General features: G+C 62.5%; 21 protein-coding genes. 15 read left to right on the top strand and 6 right to left on the bottom strand.

The features are described from left to right. The first annotated feature begins 422 nt into the window (after positions 1-422). The 6 genes from FJ319_06180 (at position 423) to FJ319_06155 (ending at position 7,805) form a co-directional block, all read left to right on the top strand. Positions 423-704 carry a hypothetical protein gene (locus FJ319_06180; GenBank protein MBM3933878.1) on the top strand — a complete coding sequence of 94 codons (282 nt, stop codon included), beginning with the start codon at positions 423-425 and terminating at the stop codon, positions 702-704. A 22-nt stretch (positions 705-726) separates the two neighbouring features. After that, complete coding sequence (locus FJ319_06175) at positions 727-3,459, top strand: PAS domain S-box protein (GenBank protein ID MBM3933877.1); 2,733 nt, start codon at positions 727-729, stop codon at positions 3,457-3,459. Between the two features lie 172 nt (positions 3,460-3,631). After that, the gene (gene prfA, locus FJ319_06170) at positions 3,632-4,705 is read left to right on the top strand and encodes a peptide chain release factor 1 (protein MBM3933876.1); all 1,074 of its coding nucleotides are present in this window, start codon (positions 3,632-3,634) and stop codon (positions 4,703-4,705) included. Beyond that, on the top strand, positions 4,702-5,568 hold the full coding sequence (prmC, locus tag FJ319_06165; protein ID MBM3933875.1) for a peptide chain release factor N(5)-glutamine methyltransferase: 867 nt from the start codon (positions 4,702-4,704) through the stop codon (positions 5,566-5,568). Before prfA ends, prmC begins: the two co-directional genes overlap by 4 nt. Then, a complete protein-coding gene (locus tag FJ319_06160) occupies positions 5,568-6,107 on the top strand; it encodes a hypothetical protein (protein ID MBM3933874.1) in 540 nt (179 codons plus the stop codon). Before prmC ends, FJ319_06160 begins: the two co-directional genes overlap by 1 nt. A gap of 144 nt (positions 6,108-6,251) precedes the next feature. Next, positions 6,252-7,805: an aminotransferase class V-fold PLP-dependent enzyme gene (locus tag FJ319_06155; protein ID MBM3933873.1), complete on the top strand. Its 1,554-nt coding sequence runs from the start codon at positions 6,252-6,254 to the stop codon at positions 7,803-7,805. Positions 7,806-7,925: 120 nt separating this feature from the next. Here FJ319_06155 and FJ319_06150 read toward each other — a convergent pair whose 3' ends face one another. From FJ319_06150 to FJ319_06140, 3 genes are all read right to left on the bottom strand, one after another. After that, positions 7,926-9,341, bottom strand: a complete 1,416-nt coding sequence (locus FJ319_06150; protein ID MBM3933872.1) for a hypothetical protein — start codon at positions 9,339-9,341, stop codon at positions 7,926-7,928. Beyond that, the gene (locus FJ319_06145; GenBank protein MBM3933871.1) at positions 9,338-10,687 is read right to left on the bottom strand and encodes a DUF4365 domain-containing protein; all 1,350 of its coding nucleotides are present in this window, start codon (positions 10,685-10,687) and stop codon (positions 9,338-9,340) included. Before FJ319_06145 ends, FJ319_06150 begins: the two co-directional genes overlap by 4 nt. Before the next feature lie 372 nt (positions 10,688-11,059). Continuing rightward, on the bottom strand, positions 11,060-11,851 hold the full coding sequence (locus tag FJ319_06140) for a hypothetical protein (protein MBM3933870.1): 792 nt from the start codon (positions 11,849-11,851) through the stop codon (positions 11,060-11,062). A 149-nt stretch (positions 11,852-12,000) separates the two neighbouring features. Here FJ319_06140 and FJ319_06135 point away from each other — a divergent pair, with 149 nt between their 5' ends. The 4 genes from FJ319_06135 (at position 12,001) to FJ319_06120 (ending at position 15,330) form a co-directional block, all read left to right on the top strand. Next, a complete protein-coding gene (locus FJ319_06135; protein MBM3933869.1) occupies positions 12,001-12,765 on the top strand; it encodes an enoyl-CoA hydratase/isomerase family protein in 765 nt (254 codons plus the stop codon). Positions 12,766-12,924: 159 nt separating this feature from the next. Continuing rightward, positions 12,925-14,325, top strand: coding sequence for a phenylacetate--CoA ligase (locus tag FJ319_06130; protein MBM3933868.1), 1,401 nt, complete (start codon positions 12,925-12,927; stop codon positions 14,323-14,325). Positions 14,326-14,411: 86 nt separating this feature from the next. Further along, positions 14,412-14,858 (top strand): hypothetical protein, encoded by a 447-nt coding sequence (locus FJ319_06125; GenBank protein ID MBM3933867.1) that lies wholly within the window; start codon positions 14,412-14,414, stop codon positions 14,856-14,858. Positions 14,859-14,907: 49 nt separating this feature from the next. Next, on the top strand, positions 14,908-15,330 hold the full coding sequence (locus tag FJ319_06120; GenBank protein ID MBM3933866.1) for a hypothetical protein: 423 nt from the start codon (positions 14,908-14,910) through the stop codon (positions 15,328-15,330). Positions 15,331-15,334: 4 nt separating this feature from the next. Here the strand turns inward: FJ319_06120 and FJ319_06115 are convergent, their stop codons facing one another. Next, the gene (locus FJ319_06115; protein ID MBM3933865.1) at positions 15,335-16,852 is read right to left on the bottom strand and encodes a hypothetical protein; all 1,518 of its coding nucleotides are present in this window, start codon (positions 16,850-16,852) and stop codon (positions 15,335-15,337) included. Positions 16,853-17,011: 159 nt separating this feature from the next. Here FJ319_06115 and FJ319_06110 point away from each other — a divergent pair, with 159 nt between their 5' ends. From FJ319_06110 to FJ319_06090, 5 genes are read left to right on the top strand one after another with little or no spacing between them, the layout of a single operon-like run. Then, positions 17,012-17,914, top strand: a complete 903-nt coding sequence (locus tag FJ319_06110) for an ABC transporter ATP-binding protein (GenBank protein MBM3933864.1) — start codon at positions 17,012-17,014, stop codon at positions 17,912-17,914. After that, complete coding sequence (locus tag FJ319_06105; protein MBM3933863.1) at positions 17,911-18,849, top strand: ABC transporter permease; 939 nt, start codon at positions 17,911-17,913, stop codon at positions 18,847-18,849. Before FJ319_06110 ends, FJ319_06105 begins: the two co-directional genes overlap by 4 nt. Next, positions 18,846-19,796: an ABC transporter ATP-binding protein gene (locus tag FJ319_06100; GenBank protein MBM3933862.1), complete on the top strand. Its 951-nt coding sequence runs from the start codon at positions 18,846-18,848 to the stop codon at positions 19,794-19,796. Before FJ319_06105 ends, FJ319_06100 begins: the two co-directional genes overlap by 4 nt. After that, the gene (locus tag FJ319_06095) at positions 19,797-20,519 is read left to right on the top strand and encodes a hypothetical protein (GenBank protein ID MBM3933861.1); all 723 of its coding nucleotides are present in this window, start codon (positions 19,797-19,799) and stop codon (positions 20,517-20,519) included. It abuts the gene before it with no gap. Positions 20,520-20,570: 51 nt separating this feature from the next. Beyond that, positions 20,571-22,184: a D-aminoacylase gene (locus FJ319_06090; protein MBM3933860.1), complete on the top strand. Its 1,614-nt coding sequence runs from the start codon at positions 20,571-20,573 to the stop codon at positions 22,182-22,184. Positions 22,185-22,328: 144 nt separating this feature from the next. Here FJ319_06090 and FJ319_06085 read toward each other — a convergent pair whose 3' ends face one another. Both FJ319_06085 and FJ319_06080 read right to left on the bottom strand, forming a co-directional pair. Then, on the bottom strand, positions 22,329-23,054 hold the full coding sequence (locus tag FJ319_06085; GenBank protein MBM3933859.1) for a ribonuclease PH: 726 nt from the start codon (positions 23,052-23,054) through the stop codon (positions 22,329-22,331). Between the two features lie 53 nt (positions 23,055-23,107). After that, a complete protein-coding gene (locus tag FJ319_06080; GenBank protein MBM3933858.1) occupies positions 23,108-25,546 on the bottom strand; it encodes a DNA internalization-related competence protein ComEC/Rec2 in 2,439 nt (812 codons plus the stop codon). Between the last annotated feature and the right edge of the window lie 10 nt (positions 25,547-25,556).

Below are 25,556 nucleotides of genomic sequence, written 5' to 3'. Positions count from 1 at the left end.
ACGCCCCTCCAGAACAAGGTTCAGTATCTGTGCTCTCTTCGCTTCTCGCTCGGTCAAATGTAGTCCTCTCATGGACTGACATATTCACTGAGCAGTTACCTACTGACAATATCACTGAGCAAAGACAGTCCCGGCAGCCGGCGCAGGCGCCGAAACGGAGGCACTCCGGAGAACGAGCCGCAGCCGGTGCACATTCACTTCGGAACTTGCGGGCCAAACCTCGGCAGGGTGAGGTTCTCGCTGTCGGACGTGGTCAAGGGACAGTCCACCACGCTGGTGCCTGAGCCGCTCAACGTGTTTACTGACGGCAATCACGCCATTAATCTTCACAAGTCCTACGCGGAGATGTCCATCTACAACGCCTGCGGCAACATCCCCGTGCAATAGCGCCGGCATCCGGCGCAGCGCCCCGAAGGAGGCCGATGGCATCCACCGGTTTCGAGCGATCGGACACTGCGCAGGCGGATCGCACCGCCCGTAGCCAGCCGCGCTTTCCGTTGCTCCGCTATTACCTAATCACGAGCCTGCTGGTAATTGCCGTCATGACCGTCCTTGTCGCATTCCTGTTCGTCCGGCGCGCGGAAGCAGACTTTGCGGAAAGGGCTTCGGAGCGCGGCGCCATCGAAGCCGGGCACCTCGTACAGCTCTTCTACCGCGACGTCTACCGCCCGGCGCAGCAGGCCAACCCCTCCCCCCACCCTTGAGCAGGTTGCCACAGACTCCGCCATGGCCGAATTCTACGACTCCGTCTTCGGCCTCGGCGTCGTGTCCATGCGCCTCCGCGATCCACGGGGCGACGTGATCTGGAACAGCCCCAGGTCCGTTGCAGTTGCGAGCGAAGACAGCCGATTTGAGCTCCAGGACGCGATAGACCAGCACGTTATTCTCTCCCGCCTCCTCACAGGGACCCTGATGAGCGGCGACGTGGGCGGACAGCGAATGGACGTTGTTCGCACCTACCACCCCATCCGGGATGTGCCGCTCAACGCACCGGTGGAAGGCGCGACACTGGGAGGGCTGGAGATCGATCAGGATGTCACTGCAGCGCTCGCGGACGCCCGCCAGACCAGCCGTGTCTTCGCCATCGTCGGCTCTTTCAGCATGGGGGCCGTCCTGTTCACCCTCCTGTTCCTGATCGTGCTCCGGGCGGACAGGACCATCGGGCGCAACCAGAAACGCCTGCTCTCGCAACAGAAGGCTATTGAGGAGAGCGAAGCGCTCTACCGCGCTGTCGTCGAGAACGCACACGACGCCATCGTCATAACAACAGACACGGAAAGGATATTCGTCAACGCTGCATTCCTGAGGCTTATGGGATTCACCGACAGGGTCCAGGCTCTTGCGGCGCCCCTATATTCCTTTGTTGTCCCCGAGGACCGCGAAGACGTGAAGGACCGCACAATGGCCCGCAGGCGCGGCGACATGCCTCCCGGCATGTTCGACTTCCGCATACAGCGGGCGGACAAAGACATCCGCACCGTCCAGGCTACAGCGGTCGGCATTACATACCGCGGCCAGGTGGCCACCCTCTCCATGCTCCGCGACGTTACAGACCAGATGCGCGCTCAGGTTGCCCTGCGCACAAGCGAGCGACGCTTCCGCACAATCTATGAGTCCTCTCCCCTCGGCATCTGCATCGTCGATGCCCAGGGTGTCTTCACCCAGGCCAACGACTCATTCACACGAATGCTCGGCTACACGGAAGAAGAACTCCGCTCGTTACGCTTCCGGGAGATTACGCACCCTGACGACGTGCCCAGAAACCTGGGGCTGTTCGAGCGGCTCGTCGCGGGCAATCTGCCCCACTACGGGATGGAGAAGCGATACATTCGCAAGGACGGCGGACTTGTGTGGGTGCACATGAACGTTTCCGCCATGCCTCACTCAGACCCCGAGTTCCGCTGCGTGGCGCTGCTCGAAGACATTACAGAGCGAAAAAAGGCAGAGGCCGCACTGGACAGGAGCGAGGCCCAGCTTCACCTGCAGTCCAGCGCTCTCGCAGCCGCCGCGAACGGCATCGTCATTACTGACACGGAAGGCATCGTGGTCTGGACTAACGGAGCGTTCAGCAAGATGACCGGCTACTCGCGTGATGAGGTGATCGGTAACACGCTGCGACTGCTAAAGTCCGGCAAACAAGACGACGATTACTACGCCCGCCTGTGGAAGGCGATCAAGTCCGGCCAGAACTGGGAGGGCGAGGTAATCAACAGGCGCAAGGATGGGACTCTTTACACGGAATTCCAGACGATCACGCCGGTGAAGAGCCCTGCAGGGGAGATCACCCACTTCATTGCGATCAAGCAGGACATTACCGAGCGCAAGGATACCGAAAAGCGCCTCCAGGAGACCAGCCGGCTCGTCTCCATCGGCGAGCTCGCCGCCGGCGTCGCCCACGAGCTTAACAACCCCCTTACCGGCGTCATGGGCTTCTCGGAGCTTCTCATGCACGAGGACCTGCCCGCGCAGACGAAGGAGGACGTACGCAAAATCTACACAAGCGCCCAGCGCGCCGCGCGCATAGTACAGAACCTGCTTTCCTTCGCGCGCCGCCATGAGCCTGAGAAGAAGTACATAGACGTTCGCGGCGTGGTCCACCAGGTGCTAGAGCTGAAGGCCTACGACCTCAAGAGCGGCAAGGTGAAGGTAACGACTGACATGCCGGACGGCCTGCCGCCCACTATGGCCGATCAACACCAGCTTGTGCAGGTGGTCCTGAATATCGTCTCCAATGCGGAGCAGGCCATTCTGTCGTCCAGAGGGACCGGAAACATCCTCGTTTCTACAAGCACTCACGCCGGACGCATAAGAATAAGCATAAAGGACGACGGCCCCGGCATTCCCCAGCAGTTGCTCGGCCGTATATTTGACCCGTTCTTCACCACCAAGGAGGTGGGTAAGGGCACCGGCCTGGGCCTGAGCATATGCTACGGCATAGTGCGCCAGCACAATGGGGACCTTACTGTAGAGAGCGTGCCGGGCCAGGGCGCAACCTTCAACATAGACCTGCCCATCATAGACCAGTCGGGCCAGCCGGCGGCCGCAGAAGTCTCCGCCGTCGTGGAGATGCGGGGCCACAAGCGCATTCTGGTTATCGACGACGAAGGGACCATACGGGAGCTCGTGAACAGAATGCTCACGCTGGAGCGGTTCGAAGTGGATGTTGCCGACTCCGGGGAGCAGGGGCTTATGAAGGTGCACGGCCGCCGCTACGACGGCATTCTCCTTGATATGAAGATGCCCGGCATGACAGGCCAGCAGGTATACCGCCACATCCGCGAATACGACCAGGCTCTCTCACGCAGGGTGGTGTTCATGACCGGCGATACGCTTAGCCCGGATACGAAGGACTTCATAACTGCCTCCCGGAACCCTGCCATCAGCAAGCCCTTCAGCCGGGAGACCCTCCTCGCCGCCATCTCCTCCACCGCATCGGAGGAGCCCGCCGCCGGGCGCTGAGCCCTGGGAGACCTCTCAATGCAGCCCCATCGGCTCCCTGCCTGGCCGACTGTTGCTCTGAACCCCGTTTTCATCGGGGCCCACTGAGGCCTGCTATACTATCTTCTGAAACATGGAGGCGCCTGGCTTCCATGTTTCCTTTTGCGAAATCCCATTTCTGGACCCGCCCCACATGATGCAGAAACTCGCGGCAATGGAACAGCGGTACGAGGAGATCGAGCGGCAGATGGCCGATCCGTCGGTGGCCGTCAACTTCTCGCGCATCCAGGAGCTCGTCAAGGAGCACGGCGCCCTCAAGACGCCCGCAGCGCTCTACCGGGAGTACGCACAGGTCGACAGGGACCTGAAGGAGGCCGTTGCCCTGTCCCGCGACGACTCCGACCGCGAGATGGCCTCGATGGCGAAGGATGAGGCCGCGCGCCTCCAGGAACGCAAGGAGCAGCTTGAGAAGGAGATCCGCACGGCCCTGCTGCCCAAGGACCCCAACGACGAGAAGAACGTCATCGTGGAGATACGCGCGGGCACCGGCGGCGACGAGGCGGGCCTGTTCGCCGCGGAGCTCTACCGCATGTACCAGCGCTACGCCCAGCGAATCGGCTGGAAGACCGAGCTGATTGACATGAGCGAGTCCGGCATCGGCAGCATCAAGGAAGTAATCTTTATGGTGAAGGGCCAGGGCGCGTATAGCCGCCTCAAGCACGAGAGCGGCGTCCACCGAGTCCAGCGCGTCCCCGTAACAGAGTCCAGCGGCCGCATCCACACCTCCACCGCAACCGTCGCCGTGCTGCCCGAGGCAGAAGAGGTGGACGTTCACATCGACCCGGACGACCTTCGCATCGACATCTTCCACGCAGGCGGCCACGGCGGCCAAAACGTCCAGAAGGTCGCCACAGCCGTCCGCATCGTCCACATCCCCTCGGGCATTGTCGCCATCTGCCAGGACGAGCGCTCGCAGCTCAAGAACAAAGAGAAGGCGATGGCCGTTCTGCGCTCCCGTGTGCTTGCGATGGAGACGGAGAAGCAGCAGGCGGAGATAACGCAGAACCGGCGCGCACAGGTGGGCACCGGCGAGCGCGCTGAGAAGGCCCGCACCTACAACTTCCCCCAGGACCGCGTGACGGACCACCGCGCAGGCTACACGCGCCACAGCATTCCGTACGTGATGGACGGCGACATCGACGACCTCATAGAGGCGATGATTGAGCAGGAGCAGGCGGAGAGCCTCAAGGCCGCCGGCCTCGCATGACCGTCCGAGAGGCGTGGGTGCGCTCCGCCCGGCGGCTGGAGGCGGCCGGCGTGCCGGACGCCGGCCTGGAGGCCGAGGTGCTCCTGCGCCACGCCCTGGGAGTCGACCGGACCATCTTCCTCACCCTGCTAACCGAGCCCATGCCCGACTCGGCCTCCGCCGCGCTTGAGGGCTACATCGACCGCAGGGCCTCCATGGAGCCCCTCTCCTATATCACCGGTCACCGCGAGTTCTACGGCCTTGATATATACGTAACGCCGGCCGTCCTCGTCCCACGCCCGGAGACGGAGCTACTGGTCGGGCACGCCATCAAACACGCCAGGGATGCCCCCACGGCCACCATCGTGGATGCGTGCACAGGCAGCGGCGCCATCGCCGTCGCAATTGCACGGAACGTGCCGGGCTGTGTATTATACGCAACGGACATCAGCGAGCGAGCGCTCGCCGTCGCCGAGGTGAACAGGCGGCTGCACGGCGTTGCGGACAGGGTGTGCCTGTACCACGGCGACCTTCTCACGCCGGTCAGTGGGCCGGTGGACGTGATCGTCTCCAATCCGCCATACCTCCGGACGGGCGCCATCGACGGGCTTGCGCCGGAGGTGCGGCGGGAGCCGCGCGAGGCGCTGGACGGCGGGCCGGACGGGCTGGACATCGTGAGGCGGCTATTCGAACAGGCGTCGACGCGACTGAAGCCCGGCGGTATGCTCATCTGCGAGATCGACCCCGACCAGGCGGACGCCGTGGCTGGGATGGGACGCAGCGCGTTTCCGGGCGCAGTGGTCTCCGTTGAGAACGACCTCGCGGGGCTCAAACGCGCAGTCAAAGTATGCCTGGCCCCGGCACAAGTGGGCGAGGTGCAGTAATGACGCAAGTCAACAGGGCAAGGCAAAGCGGCGGCGACGAGGCCGCGCCAAGTGCGGCGGCCTACAACGCCCTCCTGAAGCAGTACGGCGAGGCGATGATCCGCATCGGCCAGCTTGAGTCCCGGGTGGAGCAGCTCCGCAGGCAGACTGGCGCAGGCGCGGGTCCATCCGCCACGCCATCCCGCGGGCCGTCCGGCGAGTCCCCGGAGGTGGCCGCGCTAAACGCGAAGATAGAGTCCCTCCAGGCGACCATGGCCGCCATGAACCAGCCGAGGCCCTCCGCGCCGGCACAAGCCGCCCCCGGCGAGTCCGAAGAGCTGCGACAGATGCGCCTGCAGATGAACAACCTCGCCAACCATCTCCAGATGACGGAGCAGCAGCTCGCCTCCGCCGCCGGCGGCAGCCACACCCGCCACCACCGCAGGCGCGGCGAGCACAACCGCCCAATGTGGAAAAAGTTCGCCCGCAAGGTCGGCCTCAGCAAATCCAAGTCCCGCCGTACCCGCTCCGGCGATTCGAAGCCATCCGAAGGCGGATAGGCGGAGCAAACAGCCTGCCCCCTGGTACACTCGCGGCCCGGCGAACGAGATTGGGCGAACGAATTCGCGGGCCAGCGAATTGAGCACCGGAGCACCAGAGAATGAGAACGGGCGAGGCGTCACGGGCGAATTGGCCCTGTGCGAATGGAGCCGTGGGCGAATGAATTCGCCGCTGCGTGGCGCGTCCATCGCGATGCGATGAACGACGCCGAACGTCCGCCTGCGCGGACGATCCGATCCGGCCTTGCGCACAGTGCTCCAGGCATGCTTTGTTGTCCGCATAGGCGGACATCCGGCGATGTGAATTGCGAAGCAATACACACGCCCGCAGCGGCGAATTCATTCGCACATCGCCTCATTCGCCCAGGGCCCTCGCCCACATTCCGGGCGCCCACCGCCCAAATCGCCCACGGCCTTTCGCCCACTACCTCATTCGGCCTTTACCCCCTGGCGCTTTTCCCTCGATTCCCCTCGCCCGTACTCCTTCACCGAAATGCGATATCATTCACCCGTTCCCATTTGCCATCTCACCCAACGGAGCGCTCTATGGACCTGGCAAACGTCCGCCCCCTCTTCCCCATCCTGAAGGAGCGCACGTACCTCTTCAGCGGCGGTCATGCGCCCGCGTCCACGCCTGCGCTACAGGCCATGGAGGCCGTCGCCAGCCTCTGGACGCACGACATGGCCGTGCTCTACGGCAGACTGTACGACGACCACACCAGGGCGCGCGAGCTGTTGGCCGGCCTGATCGGCGCGGACGTGGACGAGGTGGCCGTGACGGACAGCACCGGCACGGGCTCCAACTACGCCGTCGCGATGGTAGACATCCCGAAGAAGGGCAACGTCGTCTTCGACGAATGGAGCTACCCCTCCAGCATCTTCCCCTGGATGCTCCCCGGCCGCGACCATATTGAACGGCGCTTCGTGAAGGCGCGCAACGGCGTCATCGACTACAACGACCTCGAAAAGGCGATCGACGGCGGCACCGTCGCCGTGAGCATCTCGCACGTGACGCAGGGAGAGGGGTTCCGGCACGACCTCGCGCAGGCGTCTCGGCTGGCCCATGCAAAGGGCGCCGTGCTCATCGTGGACGCGGCGCAGTCCGCCGGCGCGGTAAGTATCGACGTGCGGAGGGACGGCATCGACTTCCTCTCCACGGGGGCGTGCAAGTGGCTCCTGGGCGCGACGGGCGTTGGGTTTTTCTACGCCGCGCGCCGCCACATGTCGCACATCCCCCCGCACGCGGGCGCGCCAAGCTCCGCGAGCGACCCCATGAATGCGGGCCGCGAGCCCTTCATCCCGAAGCCGGGGGCAGAGCGCTTCACCATCGGCATCCCCAACCTGCTCGGCCTCGCCGCCTCCCGCGCCGGGCTGGAGATCCTCGCGTCGGCAGGCATCGACGCCGTCGAGGCGCGCGTCCTGGACCTAACCGGCTACTGCATCGAAGGGCTCAAGTCGCGCGGCTTCGACCTGCTGACGCCGTCCGACCCCAAGCGCCGGGGCGGCGTAATCGCGGCCGTCACAGACCACGGCCCGGAGATAGAGGCGTTCATGCGCGAGCGCAAGATAGACATCTTCGGCGGCCACACCTACAACCGCTCCCTCCGCATAGACCCCCACCTCTTCAACACCCGCGAAGACATCGACCGCCTGCTCGAAGCTCTGGACGAGTGGGGGCGGGTGGAGAGAGGGAAGTGAGGTGACCGCCATCCTGCGGCCTCAAGGAACATTCGATGGCCTCTAATACGCGCAGGGCATGTAACGGGAGTCAGGGGCAGAGTAATGTCGTTTTGCCCGAAAGAGACTTTCGCCACCGACTCACATATAGTGCCCGTATCCAGGCTCGATCTTCTCGCCAACTGCAACGTACTTTAGAATTGCGCCCACCTGACGAGCACCTCGGACTGTAATAGGGTCGCGGCCGTCAAATTGCGTGTTGTTCCAATTCATCTTCGTCAGACCGAGAACCTCTTGGGCGAGGAAGAGCGGTGTTTGCTCCATAGATTCACATCTAACGAGAAGTGGGAGGGGAACATAGAGGCCCGGAGACATCCCGAAGAAGTCTACACTGCCCTTCGTGTACAAGATGTGTGTTTTCTCGTCCAAGTTTAAGAAGGTCCCTCGCAGAGGAGGGTGGCTACCTTCCCGAAACAAACGCATATACGAGTCGCCAAGACTTAAGAAATCCACTGAATCGATGCCATGGTCGTTGGCAGCCGCCCTGAATCCAGAGAATTCGTCCGAACTATAAGACGATGTCTTATGTATAACAATGCGGGCGGGCATCGTACGATGTTCCAGTTTGTAAGTTGCGAGGGCGGTTTTAAGCAGGTCCTTGGCTCCTTGTGAGTCAAGGTGTGGCTGGCGATCATCCTTTGAGATCGTTGCCTGATTTCCTCGTACTATTAACCCGTCTCCCCTCTCGTTGAAGACTTGGGCCATACTTGTGAAGATTTTCTCACCGTCAAGACTCTTATAGAAACTAACCCCCACGCAACACGACATAAGTTGCGATGCATCCCTAGTCATTCGCCACAGAATGCCGCCTGCCTTGTAGTAAAGGGCGCTATGTAGATTCCAGGCGCGGGTGGCCTCATCCTGCTGTCCCCTCACCCGATCTGGCCGCCGCTTTTGTTTTCGCTTCTTTGATGAGTCGTAGGTATAAGGCCAAATAAGCTGAATGGGCACGCCTATCTGCATTGCCCTTGCTTTCAACAGGTCATGGAAGTCATACGTGAACGATTGCGCTAACGTCGGTGTTCGTTGTACCGCCTCGAGAACTGCCACTGGTGGGGCGCATAGCACCACGCCAAGCCTGGCCTTACCAACTACGTGGCGGACGCCATCCAAGAAAAGTTCGACGAGATCAGAAACGGCGTCATTCGAAGGCGCGGCAGTCAGTCGGGAAACCTCTTTGGCGGAAACAACAACTTGCGTACGGCTTTCGATCAGGAGCGTGGACCTGAGGCCAGCGTCTGGTCTGAATCCTGGAAACGGAACATAGAAATTGGCATATGGGCTTTGTTTGGCAGCGATCTCGCCCCGACACCGGTCCAGCCACAGTCTCAAACCTTCAATGCTTTCGTTAGTGCCCACTATGCCAATAGGGATGGAACGCATCCGGGGGACTTCGATGTCGAGCGGGCCGAAATGGTTCAACCCGAAGCGCATATCTATGTGGCGGCCACCGCCGGCAAACTCGAGTTCCGGCTCATCCATAATTTGGATGTTCATGATTCCTCAAACCGAAATTGCATTTGCAGCAATTCGCTGTCGTCGTCGATTTCTTCGGCAACGGCGTCGGCCAGTTCACGCCTCATTTTCCATTTTGCATCGTCGATGCCCTGTTCAACTTGGAATTCTAAAGGAGTCCCAAAGCCCATAAAAGGGTACGGATCAGCAAACATGTCTGCACGTCTACTGAGTAATGCCGCCCACATGATTAGTTGGCCTCGCACCGCTTCGTGACCTTCAAATTCCTTAATCCGTTTCAGAAATACTCCGTGATTGGGCCGTAGGTGATAGCCGTCGCTAGTAAAATAGTAAGTGGGAGAGACCTGAAGGAACCATCTGTTGTCGAACCGGCGAAACCTGTGTTCGAAAGCGGAATGTCTGTAGTACTTCACCGTCCCGTCTTCAGCGGCATAAGCTTTGAAAACTGTTCTGTCGGTCGCGGAGAGTAACGACTGGTAAGCCACTTGCCGTTCAGACAGATCAGACGAAGCCCGGAAGTAGAACATGTCCAAAGGCGCACTGTAGTCTAGATCCACAGCCAGCTTCGCTCTGAGGGTTCGGGATAGAAGTTCTACGAAGTCCCTCAGACGGTCGGCGTCGTCAGTGAATGCCCATTCATCCGTCCCAAATTCATCTACGGAACCCTGTTCGCAAATCCCCGTCCATGCCAGGCTAGGTAAGTCGTGAAAACTGGTAATAGCCTTATTGCGAAAGACCCACTCAGAACCTATCTGCCCTGTCGCACGACCGCGTTGCCAAACCTCGGCAGGCCTCACAAAATCCGTATGGCCGACATAGATCGTGTCAGCCAACTGAGTTACCGGCAGGAGATTAGAAATCAGGCGTTCAGTCTTATTTGGGGGCGACAGATAGACGCCGGCACTCTTCGGCATTGCGAGTTCAAAAACCGACTCTCGGCATTTGACATCGAATCGGTCTCGCTTCTTGTCAAAGTGTATTTTCCGATCACTTCTGCGGAGTGGATTCGCGAAGTAGTCTTTTACCGATACCCAATATGCCTCCCCCTTGAACGGCCGTGACACGATGAGCAAGACCGGGAGATTGCCTTTCGTCCAGTAGTCGATGTCGCGCGGGTCGCAATAGAAGTCAAAACCAAAATCGGTTTCATTAGCCAGTGGTCGATCCGTGGCCTTGCTTTGAACTCCGATTACCGAGTTGAAAGCCTCCCCTGTCTTGTTGTCTCGGAGTTCGATCTCCCCGTCAATGCCCGCATCCACTGTTCCCCGGGAGTGCCAGGCAAAGCCCATTTCCATGGTGATGCGTGCGATGAGGTTCACTCCTAGCTCGCCAACAAGAGTAGATTGGGTAATCTTCTTTGGTTGCATGTGAAGGCCTTGTCACTATGGCGCTAGACAATAGTATACCCAAGTATAGTCGTTTAAGAACTGTTATTCTAGCGGGTGAGGTCTAACGCACTTCATACTGTCGAATCGCGTTTAGCACTGACAAGTCGTACAAGTCGATGGGAATCCGTTGTGCCTGCAGCAGGCTGCCAGTCCGCGGAATGAAGGGCTAACCAGGCAATGCCACAATGGACAGGCATCGACTCAGTCGCTCTTTGAACAGCCTTCGAGATAACACAACTTGCCATCAAGCGGCAATTACACGATATCGTGGGGAATCGGAGCAGCCTGAATAACTCAAACACACGAGCAAGGTAGGAGGCCAGCGTTAACTTGGACCCCCCACCCTCCCCCTCACCGCACCAGCCACTGCAGCATGCGCTTTGTGAACAGGAGGTTGTCGCCCTCGCCAAGGATGCCCCTGCCGGGCCAGGTGGTGCCCGGCTCGCCGAGGATGTCTGAGTCCGCGTGAGCTATCACCTTACCCTTGCACGCGCCCAGGTCTCCCCTCGCGCCGTTGAACGCCACCGCGTAGACGCGGCCGTCCACGGACTGCCCCTTGTAGCGGTCCAGCACCGTCGGAGAGAGGTATGCCAGGGGACGGCCCGTCTTGTGCCACACGCTGCCGGTGGAGTTGGCGACGATCACCTTCACCGCAGGCTCTTTCCGGTCCCACCCGGTGATGATTTCGTGGTCCGAAAGCAGGTTGTTGGCAATGTATGTCAGTGTCATCTTGTCCGGCGTCTTGAAGCTCGTCGGCTCGAACACGAAGCCCAGCCGAGACACTGCGGCGTTGTCGCTGACCTCGTTCGGCTGGTGGTTGGACATCATCAGCAGCCGCCCGCCGGCGGCGACGAAGTCATACACCGCGTCCGCCTCCGCGGCGCTCGTCGGCGCAGTCCGCGTCGTGGATACAAGCAGCGTCGCGCCGGAGAAAGCCTCCTTCGTGAGCGGCTTCGCCGGGTACGCGATCTCCACCTTCGGCGCAAGACCGCCCACCAGCTCAAGGAAAGTCTTGAGCCTCTTCCCCTTCACCTCTTCGCGCTCAAGGTGCGCCTGCACCTGATAGCTCTGGGTATCCATCACAACTTTCATGGCGGCCCTCTCTCCCTTTTCGGTCTCCTCAAGTGGCGGGATTATAGCCATTGGGCATACAATCTACAACAGCAGGAAGGGTGATGGGTGCTAGGTGCTGGGTGCTGGGTAAGAACTAATGCCCGACTCTCAGCAACTGCCCTCGGCCTTTACCCCAACACCCAGAACCCAGCACCCAGCACCCCTATAGGAGCTTTAACGTGCCGCTCATCGAGTACGTCGTAAAGGACCGCATCGCGTACATCACTCTCAACAGGCCGGAGAAGCTGAACGCACTCACGCACGAGATGCTGGACGGCCTCTGGAAGGCGTACACCGATGTCAAAAACAACCCGGACGCATGGCTGGCGATCGTCACCGGCACCGGACGCGCGTTCTCGGTCGGCCACGACCTGGTGGAGATGAGCAAGAAGAGCGCGACCGAGCGCAGCTCCGGCTCAACGGACGAGCTGTACTTCTACCAGCAGCACATCTGGAAGCCGATCATCGCCGCCGTCAACGGCCTCTGCCTTGCCCAGGGCGCCGGCATCGCAATGGGCGCGGACATCATCGTCGCGTCGGAGCAGGCGCAGTTCGGGTGGCCTCAAACGAAGCGCGGACTATCCTCCATCAGCGGCCCCGTCATTCTCAGCCACAAAGTCCCCCTGAACCGGGCGCTGGAGGTCCTCTTCACCGGCGAGTTCATCTCCGCCGCCGAGGCCAAGTCGCTGGACCTCATCAACTACGTCGTCCCGGCCGATCAGCTCATGCCCAAAGCCGAGGAGATCGCTCTGAAGATCCTCCAGAACGCTCCCCTCGCCGTCCGCGGCATGAAGGAGGCGTCGATGCGCGCCCTCCACATGTCCCTCCATGACCGCCTCAACATCGCCACCATGGTATTCGAGCGCGTCGCCAAGACCGAGGACGCCAAAGAGGGCCTCAAGGCCTTCCAGGAGAAGCGCCCGCCGACGTGGCAGGGGCGATAGGGCAGCAGTGGGCAGTGCGCAGTGAGCAGTGAGTCCGATCCATCAGCCAAAGCTGCTGCCGGTTCCCGGCTGCTAGCCCACTGCTCACTGCTCACTGCCGTTTGCGCCTCCCCGCGCAAACGCATATCATTATTCCCATTCTCGTTGAGCAGGATATCCATGTCGGTCAACAAGTCCGGCGGTGCGGCGGGTGTGAGGCCCTCGCGCGATGAAAACGTCGCGAAGCTGAGGGCACAGCAAAACAGGTCGCTGGGGCGCATGATGGACCTGGTGGCGCAGGGCCACCCCCACTATCAGCAGATATTCCGGCAGCACGGCCTCTCCCCTTCCGACTTCCGCACCGCGGAAGACCTGCGCAAGCTGCCGCTGACACGGAAAACGGACTGGATGGCCGACCCCGACCGCTTCCGAATGCGGCTCGATGGCATCCCCGGCCTCTCTCTCGAAGAGACGACCATCGCCGACATCATCTACACTACCGGCTCCACCGGCAAGCCGACGCCCTTCTACGACACGATGCACGACCGCTTCGCGCGCATCCTCCACATGAAGCGCGTGACTCAAATCGCCGGCATCGGCCCGGGCGACGTTGTGATGAACCTCTTCCCGCTCAGCTCGATCCCCCACCAGGGCTTCCTGAGCGCCATGTGGGGCAGCCAGTCCGTCGGCGCAAGGCTCGTCAGCGGCATGACCGGCCGCGAGTACCCGGACTTCCCCATCCACAACCGCATGGACCATTCCATCATGATGATCGAGCGCGACCGCGCCACCGTGATCTGGGGCATCGCCACGTACGTCCGCAGGCTGGTCATGCGCGCCCAGGAGCTCGGCAAGGACTTTTCCTCCGTGCGGCTGGCGATGGTCATGGGTGAGCCCTGCCCGGACGGCATGCGCGCCGATATCATAGCCCGTCTGAAGTCTCTCGGCAGCGCGGACCCGAAGGTGAACAACGGCTACGGCTTCACCGAGGGCCAGGCCCCCGCCGTGCAGTGCTGCGATGCCGTCGACATGCACTTCGGCGCGCCCGAGCAGTACTTCCTGGACGTTATCGACCCCAAAACGGAGCAGCCCGTCCCGGACGGCGAAAAGGGAATGCTCAGCATCAGCCACCTCAACAGGAGGGGGACAGTGCTGCTCAGGTACGTCGTGGGCGACATGGTAGTGATGACGCACGAGACTTGCGCGAGATGCGGCCTCACGGGTCCGCGCTTCACGATGACTCCCTACCGCGCCGACGGCCTGTTCAAGGTCAAGGGAACGCTTATCAATCCGGCGTCCATACACGACAAGCTCGCACAGATCCTGACGGACGGCGTGACGGAGTACCAGGTTGTCATCACAAAGGAAGTCGCCGATGACCCATACTCCACGGACGCGCTCATGGTGCGACTCGCATGCAACGAGCGCGAGCGCGAGCGTCTGGAGCGCGCGGCGAAGTCGCTCGTAAGCAGCGCGGTGGAGATCACCCCGAAGGTAGAGTTCCTCCCGGAGGACGCCTTCTCGGAGATTGCGCGGGGCTACAAGTTCAAGCGGTTCGTGGACGAGAGAAAAAAGCAGTGAGCAGTGAGCCCCGATTCAGCCGATGAAGCATCGGCTCCATACGGGGTCCACGACAGTGAGTGAAAGACTAAGGGACAGGTGCTAACGTGACAACGGGCGCGAAGAAGAGATCTGATCAGTTTGCGGTGGGCGATACCTACGCCGACTTTGAGTTTACGGTGACGCGGGAGTTCAACGAGAACTTCTGCCAGTCGCTGGAAGACTTCCATCCGCGCTACATGGAGTTTGGCCCGGACGGGAAGCCGCCGATTGTGCACACGGGCCTGCTGATCAACTTCAGCAACCTCACCCGGAGCCCGTCGTTCAGCCTGCCAGCAGGCATGGCCGCCATCCACACGCACGAGGAAGTCACGTACGGCAAGCCCGTACGTGTTGGAACGAAGATCAAGGTCTCTTGGACGGTCGTGGAGGTCTATGAGAAGCGCGGCAAGTGGTACCAGGTGCTGGACTGCCCCATCCGCGACGAGCAGGGCGACCTGATCCTGCGACGCAAGTCCACCAACACATTCTTCGGCCAGCCGAAGAGCACCTAACCCTAGCCCTTCCCTGAGAGGGAAGGGAACAAAGCATCGGAGCACCCACATGACCAACACAACAGTAACCGACCTCGCCGTCGGCCAGACCATCAACGGCAAGACGAAGTTCGTTACCTCTTACCGCACCTGGCAGTTCTCAGGCGGGTGGCCGCACCGTGAGGGCTGGCCGGCGAAGAACGTGCACACCGACCTGGAGTTCGCGAAGACCGCGGGCTTCCCCACGCGCGGCGCAAGCGGCGCAATGCTGGAGGGTTACCTGGCAGAGCTCATGGTGGACACTTTCGGCGAGGAGTGGCTCTCGAACGGCGCTTTCACGCTGAAGTTCATCGCCATCGTCGACGCCTACGACAAGGTCACTACAAAGGCCACGGTGCTCTCGAAGGCCGACGGCAAGTGCGAGCTCGAAGTCTGGTGCGACAACCAGCGCGGCGAGAAGGTGGCCGTGGGCGCCGCCACGGCGCGGGTGTAGGGAACTACGGGACAGCCCGCCTGACAAGGACGGTACCGTTGCCTTCGCCGTCACTGTACCCCGGCGTGAGGTTATCGACTGTCAGCGCCCCACCGCCGGCTCGATCTACCAGAGCGGTTATCTCCGCGAGCCGTTGCGACCGGAATTCAGCGTTGCCGACGATGACCACCCCTCCCCTTTCCACAATGGTCTCCCATGTCAGCGGCGCCGTGTGTGTCGGCGCTCCCAGGAAGAAGTAGACGTGGCGGCTCTCGTCCGAGAGCACGGGCGCATGTGACGGCAGTGCGACTGGGTTATCGACCAGGTAAAGCCAGTACTCGCTCTGCGGCGACCGCTCGTAACCGCGATAGAGTGAGACGGCGGTAGATAGCATCATCAGGGCCACAATGCCGTAGGCCACGTACCTGAGGGGACCGGAGCGCACAAGCAGCACCAGAAGGACGGGGAGCAGGTAGACGACGTAACGGTAGCTCTGGAAGCTCAGGGCGCCCGTGGCCAGGATGCCGGTTGCGCATACCATGGCCAGGAAAACGGCCAGGTGCTCCTTCTTCCGCCGGCCAAGAACGGCAGTCAAGACTATCGCGGCCGCAACGGACAGCGAAATGACTGGCCAGAGGAGCTTCCCCCATCGTCCAAGCGACAAGAGGAACAGGTCGGGCACCGTTTCAGTGGCGAGGACGCGCGCGTTGTCACCCAAAGTGCCCAACCCTCCCGCCACGTCGTCCGCCACTGACGCCATCCGGCTCGTGTCAACCGCCAGGTAGACGGTTCCCAGAGACGCAACGGCAGCGAGGCAGGCAACGAACGCCACCGCCGTGGTCTTCCGGTCCAGCGCCAGTCCCGCTGCGATTGCGGCTGACCCGGCGACTAGCAGCGCATTGATTTTGAAGTGAACGAGCACAGATGAGAGCGCCAAAATCGCCACCCATCGCAGGATGGTGCCTCTGGAAGTTAATTCGTCCCGCCCTCGCCTCGCGTTGTCCAGCTCGAACGCCAGCAGCAGCACGAGCATCAAAACGAGAGGGTTGAAGATCCCGTCATTTATCGGCAGGAGCTGCACGCGGTAGATATGGTATGCGCCGAAATATCCGGCAACGATCACTGCCATCGGGGCGCCCCAGCGAATGCCCATCCTGCGAGCAAGCAACACCAGCGCCAGTGCGGAAGCGGCGAAGATCAAGTAGTTCAAGACTGTGAGGGCTATCAGCGCGGCCTCGCCCCTTATGCCAATGGCAGACATGGCAAAGTAGAGCGCTACCACCCCATTTTGTGGCGTCTTCAAGAGCAACGGCGGGTCGGATGTGATGTCCAGCGTCTGCCCGGTCTCGTGGATGCTGTCGGCAATCGCGATGTAGTAGAAAGTATCGCTGCCGACCAGATACATGCGGTTGGCCAGAAAGAAGGCGAATGAGGCGACAGAAAGCACGGCTGCGACGGCGACGATGGACACGGCTATCGGCCGCTCGCGAGCGAGCGCCGGCCGGCGCAAACTGCCGACGATATTTCGAATGCTAACGGGCAAGAGAGTTCTCCAGGAAACCAGCGGATTGCCGGCGCGCACATGATACAGTGCTCCGGCCCTTTTGAGCAGGTGCGCCCGGCCCGGGAGTGGAGTTCAGGGAGGAATCGGGCGCTTCAAACGCCTACCAATCGCCGTTTTTCCTGTAGTACACTGGCGGTCATGCCCCCACTACTGGAAGCCAAGCAGCTTACTAAGCGATACGGCGATACGCTCGCGCTGGATGCCGTGGACTTTGAAGTGCACGAGGGCGTCACCGGCCTGCTGGGGCCGAACGGCGCGGGTAAAAGCACTTCGATAAAGCTGTTCCTCGGCCTCCTCAGGCCCACGTCCGGCTCCGCAGAGCTGTCCGGCGTGCGGCCGTACGAGTCGATTTCCGCCCGGGCGCGTATGGGCTACATGCCTGAGCACGACTGCCTGCCGACCTCCACCACCGCCACCGAGTTCCTCACCCACATGGCGCAGGTCAGCGGCCTGCCTGCCGCGCAGGCCCGCACGCGCGCCGCCGACACACTCCGCCACGTGGGCCTGCACGAGGAGCGCTACCGCTCCATCGGCGAGTACTCCACGGGCATGAAACAGCGCGTCAAGCTGGCGCAATCCATCGTTCACGACCCGGTTATCGTGCTCCTGGACGAGCCAACGGCCGGCCTGGACCCCGCGGGCCGCGACGAGATGCTTGAGCTCATCCAGAAGATCGGCAAGGAGTTCGGCATAAGCGTCGTCATATCCACGCACCTCATCGGCGACGTGGAGCGCATCTGCGACAGGGTCATCCTGCTCGAGGGCGGGAAGGTCACTCAGCAGGGCGAGGTCTCCTCTTACACCCAGGAGACACAGACGCTTTACATTGAGATCGACGGCAAGCTCGACGACCTCCTGGCGGCGCTCGCAAAGCGCAAGGTGCAGGCGACGGCGGACGGCGGCATCATCCTCATCGAACAGGCGACTGACGTCGACTACGACGCTATCCGCGACGCCATCGTCGAGGTGGACGCGAGGCTACGGAGGCTGGCGCCGGGGTGCGGCAGGCTTACCGACATGTTCCGGAGCGCACCGAAATGACCACCGAATCGAGAGGCGAGCTGTTCGATATCGGTTACCGGCGCTACGACGGCCCCCGGGAGGGACTGTGGCGCGCCCGGCAGACGCTGTGGACCAACGGAATCCGCACCGCCCTCGGCATCGGCCGGGGAATGCGCGCGAAGATACTGCCGCTCCTGCTTCTCATCGGCGTGGTGGGTCCTGCGGTCATCACGGTCATCATCGCCTCACAGAGCCCGGAGGCGGCCAGGGACGCCCTCAGCCCTCCGACCTACTACCACCTCGTCTCGACGTTCGTGATGATATTCGCGGCGATTGTCGCACCGGAGCTCATCTGCCCGGACCGCCGGGACAGGGTGCTCCACCTCTACCTGGTCCGCCCAATCAGGCCTCTGGACTACATCTTGTCCCGCTGGGCGGCTTTCTTTGCCGTCATGCTCTTCTTCGTCTACATCGGCCAGATAATCATGTTCGCCGGCACGCTCCTCGCTTCCGGAGACCAGTGGCAATACATCAAGGACTACTGGCTGGACGTCCCCAAATTCATGGTCGCAGGCCTGGCCATCGCTGCGTTCTATACAACTCTGTCGCTCGCGATATCCTCGTTCACCGTGCGCCGCGCGTATGCGTCGGCCTTCATCGTCGGGGTGTTCATCATGGGCGCCGCCTCCTCCGGCATCCTCACGGGGTGCGACGAATCGAGCTTTGACGTTCCCGAAGGCACTCCGGTCAACTGCGTCCCCATCACCGGCGAGAACGGCAAGTGGTTCGCGCTGCTGGATGTGGCCCGCGCGCCCACACATATCAGCAACATGGTCTTCGACTACGAAGATGAGTCGCTCACCGGCATCTACGTGCAAGACCTCCCGTCGGCCGCTCCCATCGGATGGTACCTGCTGATGGTGGTTGTGCCCGGCTTCATCCTTGTCCGGCGCTACCAGAGGATAAGCCTATGACCCAGAACACCGCTCCGGCGACTCAGGGGACGCGGCCGACGATCGAGGTGAACAAGCTCTCGAAGTGGTACGGCAACGTCGTCGCCGTCAACGACGTCACGCTCAACGTCTACCCCGGCATCACCGGCCTCCTCGGCCCCAACGGCGCGGGCAAGACGACGCTCCTGCATATGATGACCGGCCTGGTGCAGCCGTCCGAGGGCGACGTTACCGTCCTCGGCGAGCACGTCCGGGACAACCCGTCCCTGTACAGGCGCATCGGCGTCATGGCGGAGCACGAGTCCGTCTACCAGTTCCTCACGGGGAGGGAACTGGTCACGCTCGCGGCCAGGCTGTACGGCGTGCCCAACGTGGAGCAGGCCGTAGATAAGGCGGTGAAGGCTGTAAACCTCACGGACGCGCAGTTCCGCAAGCTCGGCACATACTCGCGCGGCATGCGCCAGCGGATGCGCCTGGCCGCCACGCTCGTCCATGACCCTGACGTACTCATCCTGGACGAGCCGTTGAACGGCACCGACCCGCGGCAGCGGCTGGAGTACCACGAGCTCATGCGCCGCATGGCGGACGAGGGCAAGACGATCCTGGTCTCCTCCCACATCCTTGAGGAGGTGGAGACCCTCGCGGACCGCATCCTGCTCATGGTCAGCGGCAAGCTGGCGGCCTCGGGAGACTTCCGCGCCATCCGCGAGATGCTGGACGAGCAGCCGTACAAGGTCCGTGTCGTCACCGACTCGCCGCGCTCGATGGCCGCCGCCCTGGTGGGGCTGGACGCCGTGGACTCGGTGAGCATCGAAAAGGACGGCGAGATTACCGTCCTCAGCCGCAACATCGCCGTCCTGCAGCGCTCGGTTGCGAAGCTGGCGAAGGAGCGCGGCATCCGCCTCAAGCGCGTGGAGCCTATCGACGAGTCGCTCGAGAGCGTCTTCAGCTACGTGGTGGAGAGATAGATGGACCCCATACTACAGCTATCAATTCGCCAGCTCTCGGGAAAATGGCGCGTCACGCTCATCGCGGTGCTTGCAGCTCTGCCCGTGGCGCTTATGCTCTTCATAAAGCTCGTCGCAGGTGAGGAGATCGAGTTCAACGCCGACTTCATAAACGTAACCCTCAGCGGCATGGTGATCGGCGCAGTGCTGCCGATCGTCCTGATAACGCTGTCCACGGCGTCCCTGGGCAACGAGGTGGAGAACCGCACACTCGGCTTCCTGATCACTAAGCCCGTCCCCAGGTACAGGATCGTCCTGCCCAAGGTTCTGGCCGCGGTCGTCATCGGCGGCTCGTTCATAGTCGCCAGCGCAGTCGCGTCGACCTTTATCGGCGGGGGCAGCGTCCAGGCGGCGATTGCGGTGGCGGCCGGCGTCGCCATCGGCGTCATCGCCTACTCCACAATCCTGACCTGGGCGGGGCTGCTGACCAGCCGGGCAATCGGCTTCGCCATCGTGTACGTTCTGCTGTGGGAGGGCGCCATCAGCTCCTTCCTCGGCGGCGCCCGGTACGTGAGCGTCAGGGCCTACGTCCTATCGATCATGCACGAGCTCGACAAGGACTCGTTCGCGCCCCTCAGCGACGGCGTCATAGAGTGGCCGGCGGCGGTCGTCGGCGCAGCGGCGGTCATTGTAGTCTTTTTCTGGTTAACTGTCCTGCGCCTGAGGCGAATGGACGTTCAGTAGGATGGCAGTTGGAAGTTGGAAGTTAGCAGCTAGCAAGACAGGGAAAAGAAGATGATTTTCGACATACTTATAGCAAACGGGACGGTTGTGGACGGGACCGGGAAGCCAGCCTTCCGGGGCGACATCGGCATAGCGGGCGACCGCATAGTCGAGATAGGCAACATGTACCTGGCGAGCGCCAGGACGCGGATCGACGCCGAAGGGATGATCGTCAGCCCCGGCTTCATCGACATGCACACCCACTCAGACCTCAGCCTGCTGGACCATCCCGGAGGGGAGAGCAAGGCGTACCAGGGCGTGACGACGGAGGTCACCGGCAACTGCAGCTGGACGCCGTTCCCGGCGGGCAAGCTTGGGCCGAAGGAGCTACGGGCATCGCTGGGCTCGACGTTGCGTTCGAAGGTCGAATGGGACTGGAGCACTCTGGACGCGTGGGCGAGCCGCATGGAGACCAACGGCATCAGCCTTAACGTTGCGCCGCAGGTAGGCCAGGGCGGCATACGCGCGGCAGTGAACTTGAAGGAGCGCCGCGACCCCACACCTGACGAGATGAAGGAGATGAAATACCTCCTTTCCGAGGCGCTGGAGCAGGGCGCGTTCGGCATGACCACCGGCCTGACCGTTGCGCCGTCCATGTACGCTTCCACGGACGAGATCGTGGAGCTGGCGAAGGTGATGCGCTCCCACTACGGCGCGTACTACGCCACCCACGCTCGCCTGTGGCCGGGCGGGCACGTGAACGCCGTCCGCGAGGCGGTGGAGGTCGGCAAGCGCGCGGCCGTGCCGGTGCAGTACTCCCACATCGCGATCATCGACCGGCGCATGTACGGCAGGGGCGATGAGATGACGGTGGTAATCGACAAGGCGAGGGACGAAGGGCTCGACATCACATGCGATATGTACCCGTATACCGCGGCAGGGCACGGGCTGAGCCAGATACTTCCGGACTGGGTCCAGGAAGGCGGCGTACCCGCGATGGTCAAGCGCCTGCGCGACCCGCAGCAGCGCCGCAGGGCCGCGGAGGAGACGGAGCACGGCACACCGGACACCGAGGCGCGCGACTGGCTATGGCCGCGCATCTTCATTGCGGAGATAGGGACGGGCAAGAACCTGAAGTACGTCGGCATGACAATCGCCCAGATAGCCAAGGAGCGCAACGTCGAGCCTGCCGAGGCCGTGGTGGCCCTGATCGAGGAAGAGGAGAACAACGTCCGCGTCGTCACGCACAACCGCATTGAGACCGACGTAACTTATTTCCTGACCTACGAGCAGTCGATGATCGGCTCGGACGGCAACGCCGTGGACCCGAGCGGCCTCATGGCCATATCGAAGCCTCACCCGCGCTTCTACGGCACCTACCCGCGCATCCTGGGCAAGTACGTGCGAGGCGAGAAGGTGATGACGCTGGAGAAGGCCATCTACAAGATGACCGGCTTCCCGGCCAAGCGTCTGACCCTCAAGGACCGGGGCGTGATCGCCAGGGGCAAGGTGGCGGACGTGGTTGTGTTCAACCCGAGCACTATCACCGACATGGCGACGTTCGACGATCCTCAAAAGTACGCGGTGGGCGTGCAGCACCTGCTGGTTAACGGGACCCCGGTCATCGCCAACGGCAAGCACACCGCAATCCGCGCCGGCAAGGTTCTCAGGAGGGGGAAGGACTAGGGTGCTGGGGGAGTTGCTGACGGATGGGTCCGTCTTTGTAGGGGCGCACAGCAGTGCGCCCGTCCCTGGTCCTCGATTGCCACAGCGGCCACAACGCAACGGGCGCTGCTGTGCGCTCCTACACCATTCATTTGATTCGGCCTTCTACAGGTACTTTGTCACCTCGCGCTGGAGCCTGAAGATCTCGGCAATGCCGCCGTCGGCGATTCGGAGGATCTCATCGAGGCCGGCCCTCGTGAACGTCTTGTTCTCAGCCGTGCCCTGCACTTCCACGAACTCGCCCTTATCCGTCATCACCACGTTGAAATCGACCTCGGCCTTTGCGTCCTCTTCGTAGCAAAGGTCCAGGGTGATTTCTCCACTCAGAATGCCGACGCTGGTGGCGGCGACGGCGGCCTTGAGCGGCATTGCGGTGAGCTTCCCTGCCCTGACAAGCGTCCCAAGCGCCTGATAGAGGGCCACGTACGACCCGGTGATGGAGGCAGTGCGGGTGCCGCCGTCCGCCTGTATGACGTCGCAATCGACCATAAGCGTTCGTTCGCCGATGGCGTTGAGATCCACGGCCGCGCGGAGCGAGCGGCCGATGAGCCTCTGGATTTCGTGTGTGCGTCCCTTCGGCCCACCGCCGGAGCGGCCCTCGCGCTGGTTGCGCGTCTGCGTGGAGCGCGGGAGCATGGCGTACTCAGCCGTGATCCAGCCCTTGCCGGAGCCCTTCAGGAACGGTGGCACCGTCTCTTCTACGCTCACCGCGCAAATCACCTTCGTCTTGCCGGTCTCCACAAGCACGGACCCCTCCGCGAACTCCTGCGCGCCGGGGGTAATGACCGTCTTGCGAAGCTGGTGGGGAAGGCGTCCGTCGATTCTCGGCATGGCTAGTCTCCGGATGGGAATGGCGAGGGCGAGTATAGCACACCCGCGGCGGACTACCGCTCCGTCCTCACCCACATGCGTTTGCCGTCCGTAGTGAATTCTATCGTCCCTCGCTCGGCCGTCTGGTATATGCTGCCGGGCGGCATGAGCCGCGCGAGCTTCTCCAGCGTGCCGGGGTTTGGGTGGCCGTAGCGGTTGCTGGCGCCGGCGGATATGACGGCCGCCTGTGGGGACACCGCCTCCAGGAACGCCTCCGTAGAGGAGGTGCGACTGCCGTGGTGGGCGACCTTGATAATGTCCGAGTCAACGTTCAAGCCGGCCGAGAGCACGTCCCGTTCCGCTTCGTGGAACATGTCGCCGGTGAACAGGAAGCTCGATTCGCCGTAGACCAGCCTGAAGACGACCGAGGCGTTATCGATGTCCGAGTCGGACTTCAGGAATAGCTCTTCACCCGGGCTAACTACCTCCAGACTCACTCCGTCGCCCAGGTGGACGACCTGCCCCGCGACCGCCCTTGTCAGCTGCGCCCCTTCAAGGTCCGCGGCCTTGCGCCAGGCCAGGTAGTCGGGGCTCTCGTAGAAGACCTCGCGCTGGAGGACGTGCCGGACCTGATACCTCTCCAGTACCTCGACCAGTCCAGCGACGTGGTCGGCATGGGCGTGAGTCAAGATTACCATGTCGATATGACGTTTCCAGAACGGCATCCGCCTGCCGATGTGCTGCACCGCGGCCGACGGGCTCGGGCCGCCGTCGACAAGGATGTGCAGTCCTGACGGCGTTGTGATCAGCGCCTCATCGCCCTGGCCCACGTCGAAGAAGGCCACGTGAAGCCGGCCGTCGCGGTCGGAGAGGACGGCGACGAACAGGAGCGAGCACACGGCCGCGAGGGGGACCATTACGCCGGCGTGAACGCCCCCGGGCAACGCGACCCGTAGCCTCAGCCTCGGCAACGCAGGCGCCGTCCACCTTGCGAATCGAATCAGGCGCAGTCGGAACGCTACGTAGCCCACGGACAAAGCCGCGTAGTACAGCGCGACGGCCCAGCCCGGAATCCCGATGGTATCGAGCGCTGCAAACGGCAGGCGCGAGAAGAGCGCGGCTACTCCGGTGAGGTACGCAGTCGTTACCCACGCCAGCCACCCGAAAGGCGCGGCGAGGGCTGGGGCGATGATGCCGATCACGGCGGCGACGGCCTGCGCAAGTAGCTGGATAGTCAAGGCCGGGAGGATCGCGATGTTAGCCAGCACTCCCACAACAGAGAATTTCTCGAAGTAGAAGATGGACAGCGGCACTGTCGTAATTGTCGCGGCGACCGTGGCGGCGACGGCGTCTATCGAGAGTGATGCGAGGTTGGTCGGGGGTTCGCCCTCCGCCTGCTCACCAATGAGGGAGGCCTTCAGGGCTCCGGCAAGCGGAGTGGCAATTACGGCAATGCCCGCCATTGCAGCGAAGCTAAGCTGGAAAGAGACGCTCCACAGGACCATCGGGTCAAGCGCGGCCATGATCGCCGCCGCCCCGCCCAGGGCAGGCAGTATTGTCCTGGGCCGCCCAAGTGCGTACGCGGCAAGGTAGACAGTGCCCATGATGGCAGCCCGCGCGACGGATGGCGAGAGGCCTGCCAGCATCGAGTACGACCACACCAGCAAGAGCGGCGGCAGCAGGTAGTAGTGTCCACGCCGGCCAAGCGCCCACCGGCTCACGGCGAGGCTCAGTACCAGAATGAGCGCAATGTGCATGCCCGATATGGCAATAATGTGCGCCGTGCCGGTATCGCGGAACTCCTGGACCGTGTCAGCCGGCATCGAGCTTCGGATGCCGAGCAGCAGAGCGACGGCGAGTGACGCCTCCGGCTCGGGCATGAGGCGCTCCAGAGACTCTGCCAGACTTCTCCGGAGCGGGAACAGCGCCTGGTAGACGGGCTGGCCTCGCCCCTCGCCAAGGAGGTCTACCCTCGGGAACGACACCACCGCGGTGATCCCCTGGCGGTCCAGGAACGTCGCGTAATCAAACCCTCCGAGGGTGGGAGGAGCTTCAAGCTCGCCGTCCAGCAGGACACGGTCTCCATACCTGAAGTAGGGTGCGTCCCGGTGCAGCACAAGCTCCGCCGATGGCCTCGCTGTCACGAGCGCGTCCCCACCGGCCTGCCGCCATTCGCCGCATACGTGGACCGAGTCAACCGCCACACGGAACCGCGTAGCCGAGCCCGCGGGCTCTGGGTCGCTGACGATCACCCCTTCGGCCGCCCTGGGGGCGCATTCGTGGCGCAGCAGGGACGGCGCGCGGCCGTCCCCGAATGCCTCTACCCTGCCCGAGCCGAGCGCGATAGCGACTACCAGCGCTGCGCGCAAGAGCCCTCGGCGGAGGCGCCGGAGCATGAAGCCCAGGGGAATCGATGCGGTGATGAGGGCGGCTATCGCGACCGGGTGGACGCCAGACTGTGCGCCGGCAAAGATACCGGTGAGGAAGGCCGCGGCTATGGTGAGGAGTACCATGGCTGCGCCG

It is taken from the genome of SAR202 cluster bacterium (assembly GCA_016872355.1).
GTDB lineage: Bacteria > Chloroflexota > Dehalococcoidia > Lucifugimonadales > VGZY01 > VGZY01.
Note: the sequence above shows the minus strand (reverse complement) of the source record. Positions and strands in the feature narration are given on the sequence as shown.

What these genes read in the sequence shown, in the direction of transcription:
- FJ319_06180 (MBM3933878.1), top strand. Translation starts at nt 423, where the DNA reads ATGGCATCCACCGGTTTCGAGCGATCGGACACTGCGCAGGCGGATCGC.
- FJ319_06175 (MBM3933877.1), top strand. Translation starts at nt 727, where the DNA reads ATGGCCGAATTCTACGACTCCGTCTTCGGCCTCGGCGTCGTGTCCATG.
- prfA (MBM3933876.1), top strand. Translation starts at nt 3,632, where the DNA reads ATGATGCAGAAACTCGCGGCAATGGAACAGCGGTACGAGGAGATCGAG.
- prmC (MBM3933875.1), top strand. Translation starts at nt 4,702, where the DNA reads ATGACCGTCCGAGAGGCGTGGGTGCGCTCCGCCCGGCGGCTGGAGGCG.
- FJ319_06160 (MBM3933874.1), top strand. Translation starts at nt 5,568, where the DNA reads ATGACGCAAGTCAACAGGGCAAGGCAAAGCGGCGGCGACGAGGCCGCG.
- FJ319_06155 (MBM3933873.1), top strand. Translation starts at nt 6,252, where the DNA reads ATGGAGCCGTGGGCGAATGAATTCGCCGCTGCGTGGCGCGTCCATCGC.
- FJ319_06150 (MBM3933872.1), bottom strand. Translation starts at nt 9,341, where the DNA reads ATGAACATCCAAATTATGGATGAGCCGGAACTCGAGTTTGCCGGCGGT.
- FJ319_06145 (MBM3933871.1), bottom strand. Translation starts at nt 10,687, where the DNA reads ATGCAACCAAAGAAGATTACCCAATCTACTCTTGTTGGCGAGCTAGGA.
- FJ319_06140 (MBM3933870.1), bottom strand. Translation starts at nt 11,851, where the DNA reads ATGGCTATAATCCCGCCACTTGAGGAGACCGAAAAGGGAGAGAGGGCC.
- FJ319_06130 (MBM3933868.1), top strand. Translation starts at nt 12,925, where the DNA reads ATGTCGGTCAACAAGTCCGGCGGTGCGGCGGGTGTGAGGCCCTCGCGC.
- FJ319_06120 (MBM3933866.1), top strand. Translation starts at nt 14,908, where the DNA reads ATGACCAACACAACAGTAACCGACCTCGCCGTCGGCCAGACCATCAAC.
- FJ319_06110 (MBM3933864.1), top strand. Translation starts at nt 17,012, where the DNA reads ATGCCCCCACTACTGGAAGCCAAGCAGCTTACTAAGCGATACGGCGAT.
- FJ319_06105 (MBM3933863.1), top strand. Translation starts at nt 17,911, where the DNA reads ATGACCACCGAATCGAGAGGCGAGCTGTTCGATATCGGTTACCGGCGC.
- FJ319_06100 (MBM3933862.1), top strand. Translation starts at nt 18,846, where the DNA reads ATGACCCAGAACACCGCTCCGGCGACTCAGGGGACGCGGCCGACGATC.
- FJ319_06095 (MBM3933861.1), top strand. Translation starts at nt 19,797, where the DNA reads ATGGACCCCATACTACAGCTATCAATTCGCCAGCTCTCGGGAAAATGG.
- FJ319_06090 (MBM3933860.1), top strand. Translation starts at nt 20,571, where the DNA reads ATGATTTTCGACATACTTATAGCAAACGGGACGGTTGTGGACGGGACC.
- FJ319_06085 (MBM3933859.1), bottom strand. Translation starts at nt 23,054, where the DNA reads ATGCCGAGAATCGACGGACGCCTTCCCCACCAGCTTCGCAAGACGGTC.
- FJ319_06080 (MBM3933858.1), bottom strand. Translation starts at nt 25,546, where the DNA reads ATGGTACTCCTCACCATAGCCGCGGCCTTCCTCACCGGTATCTTTGCC.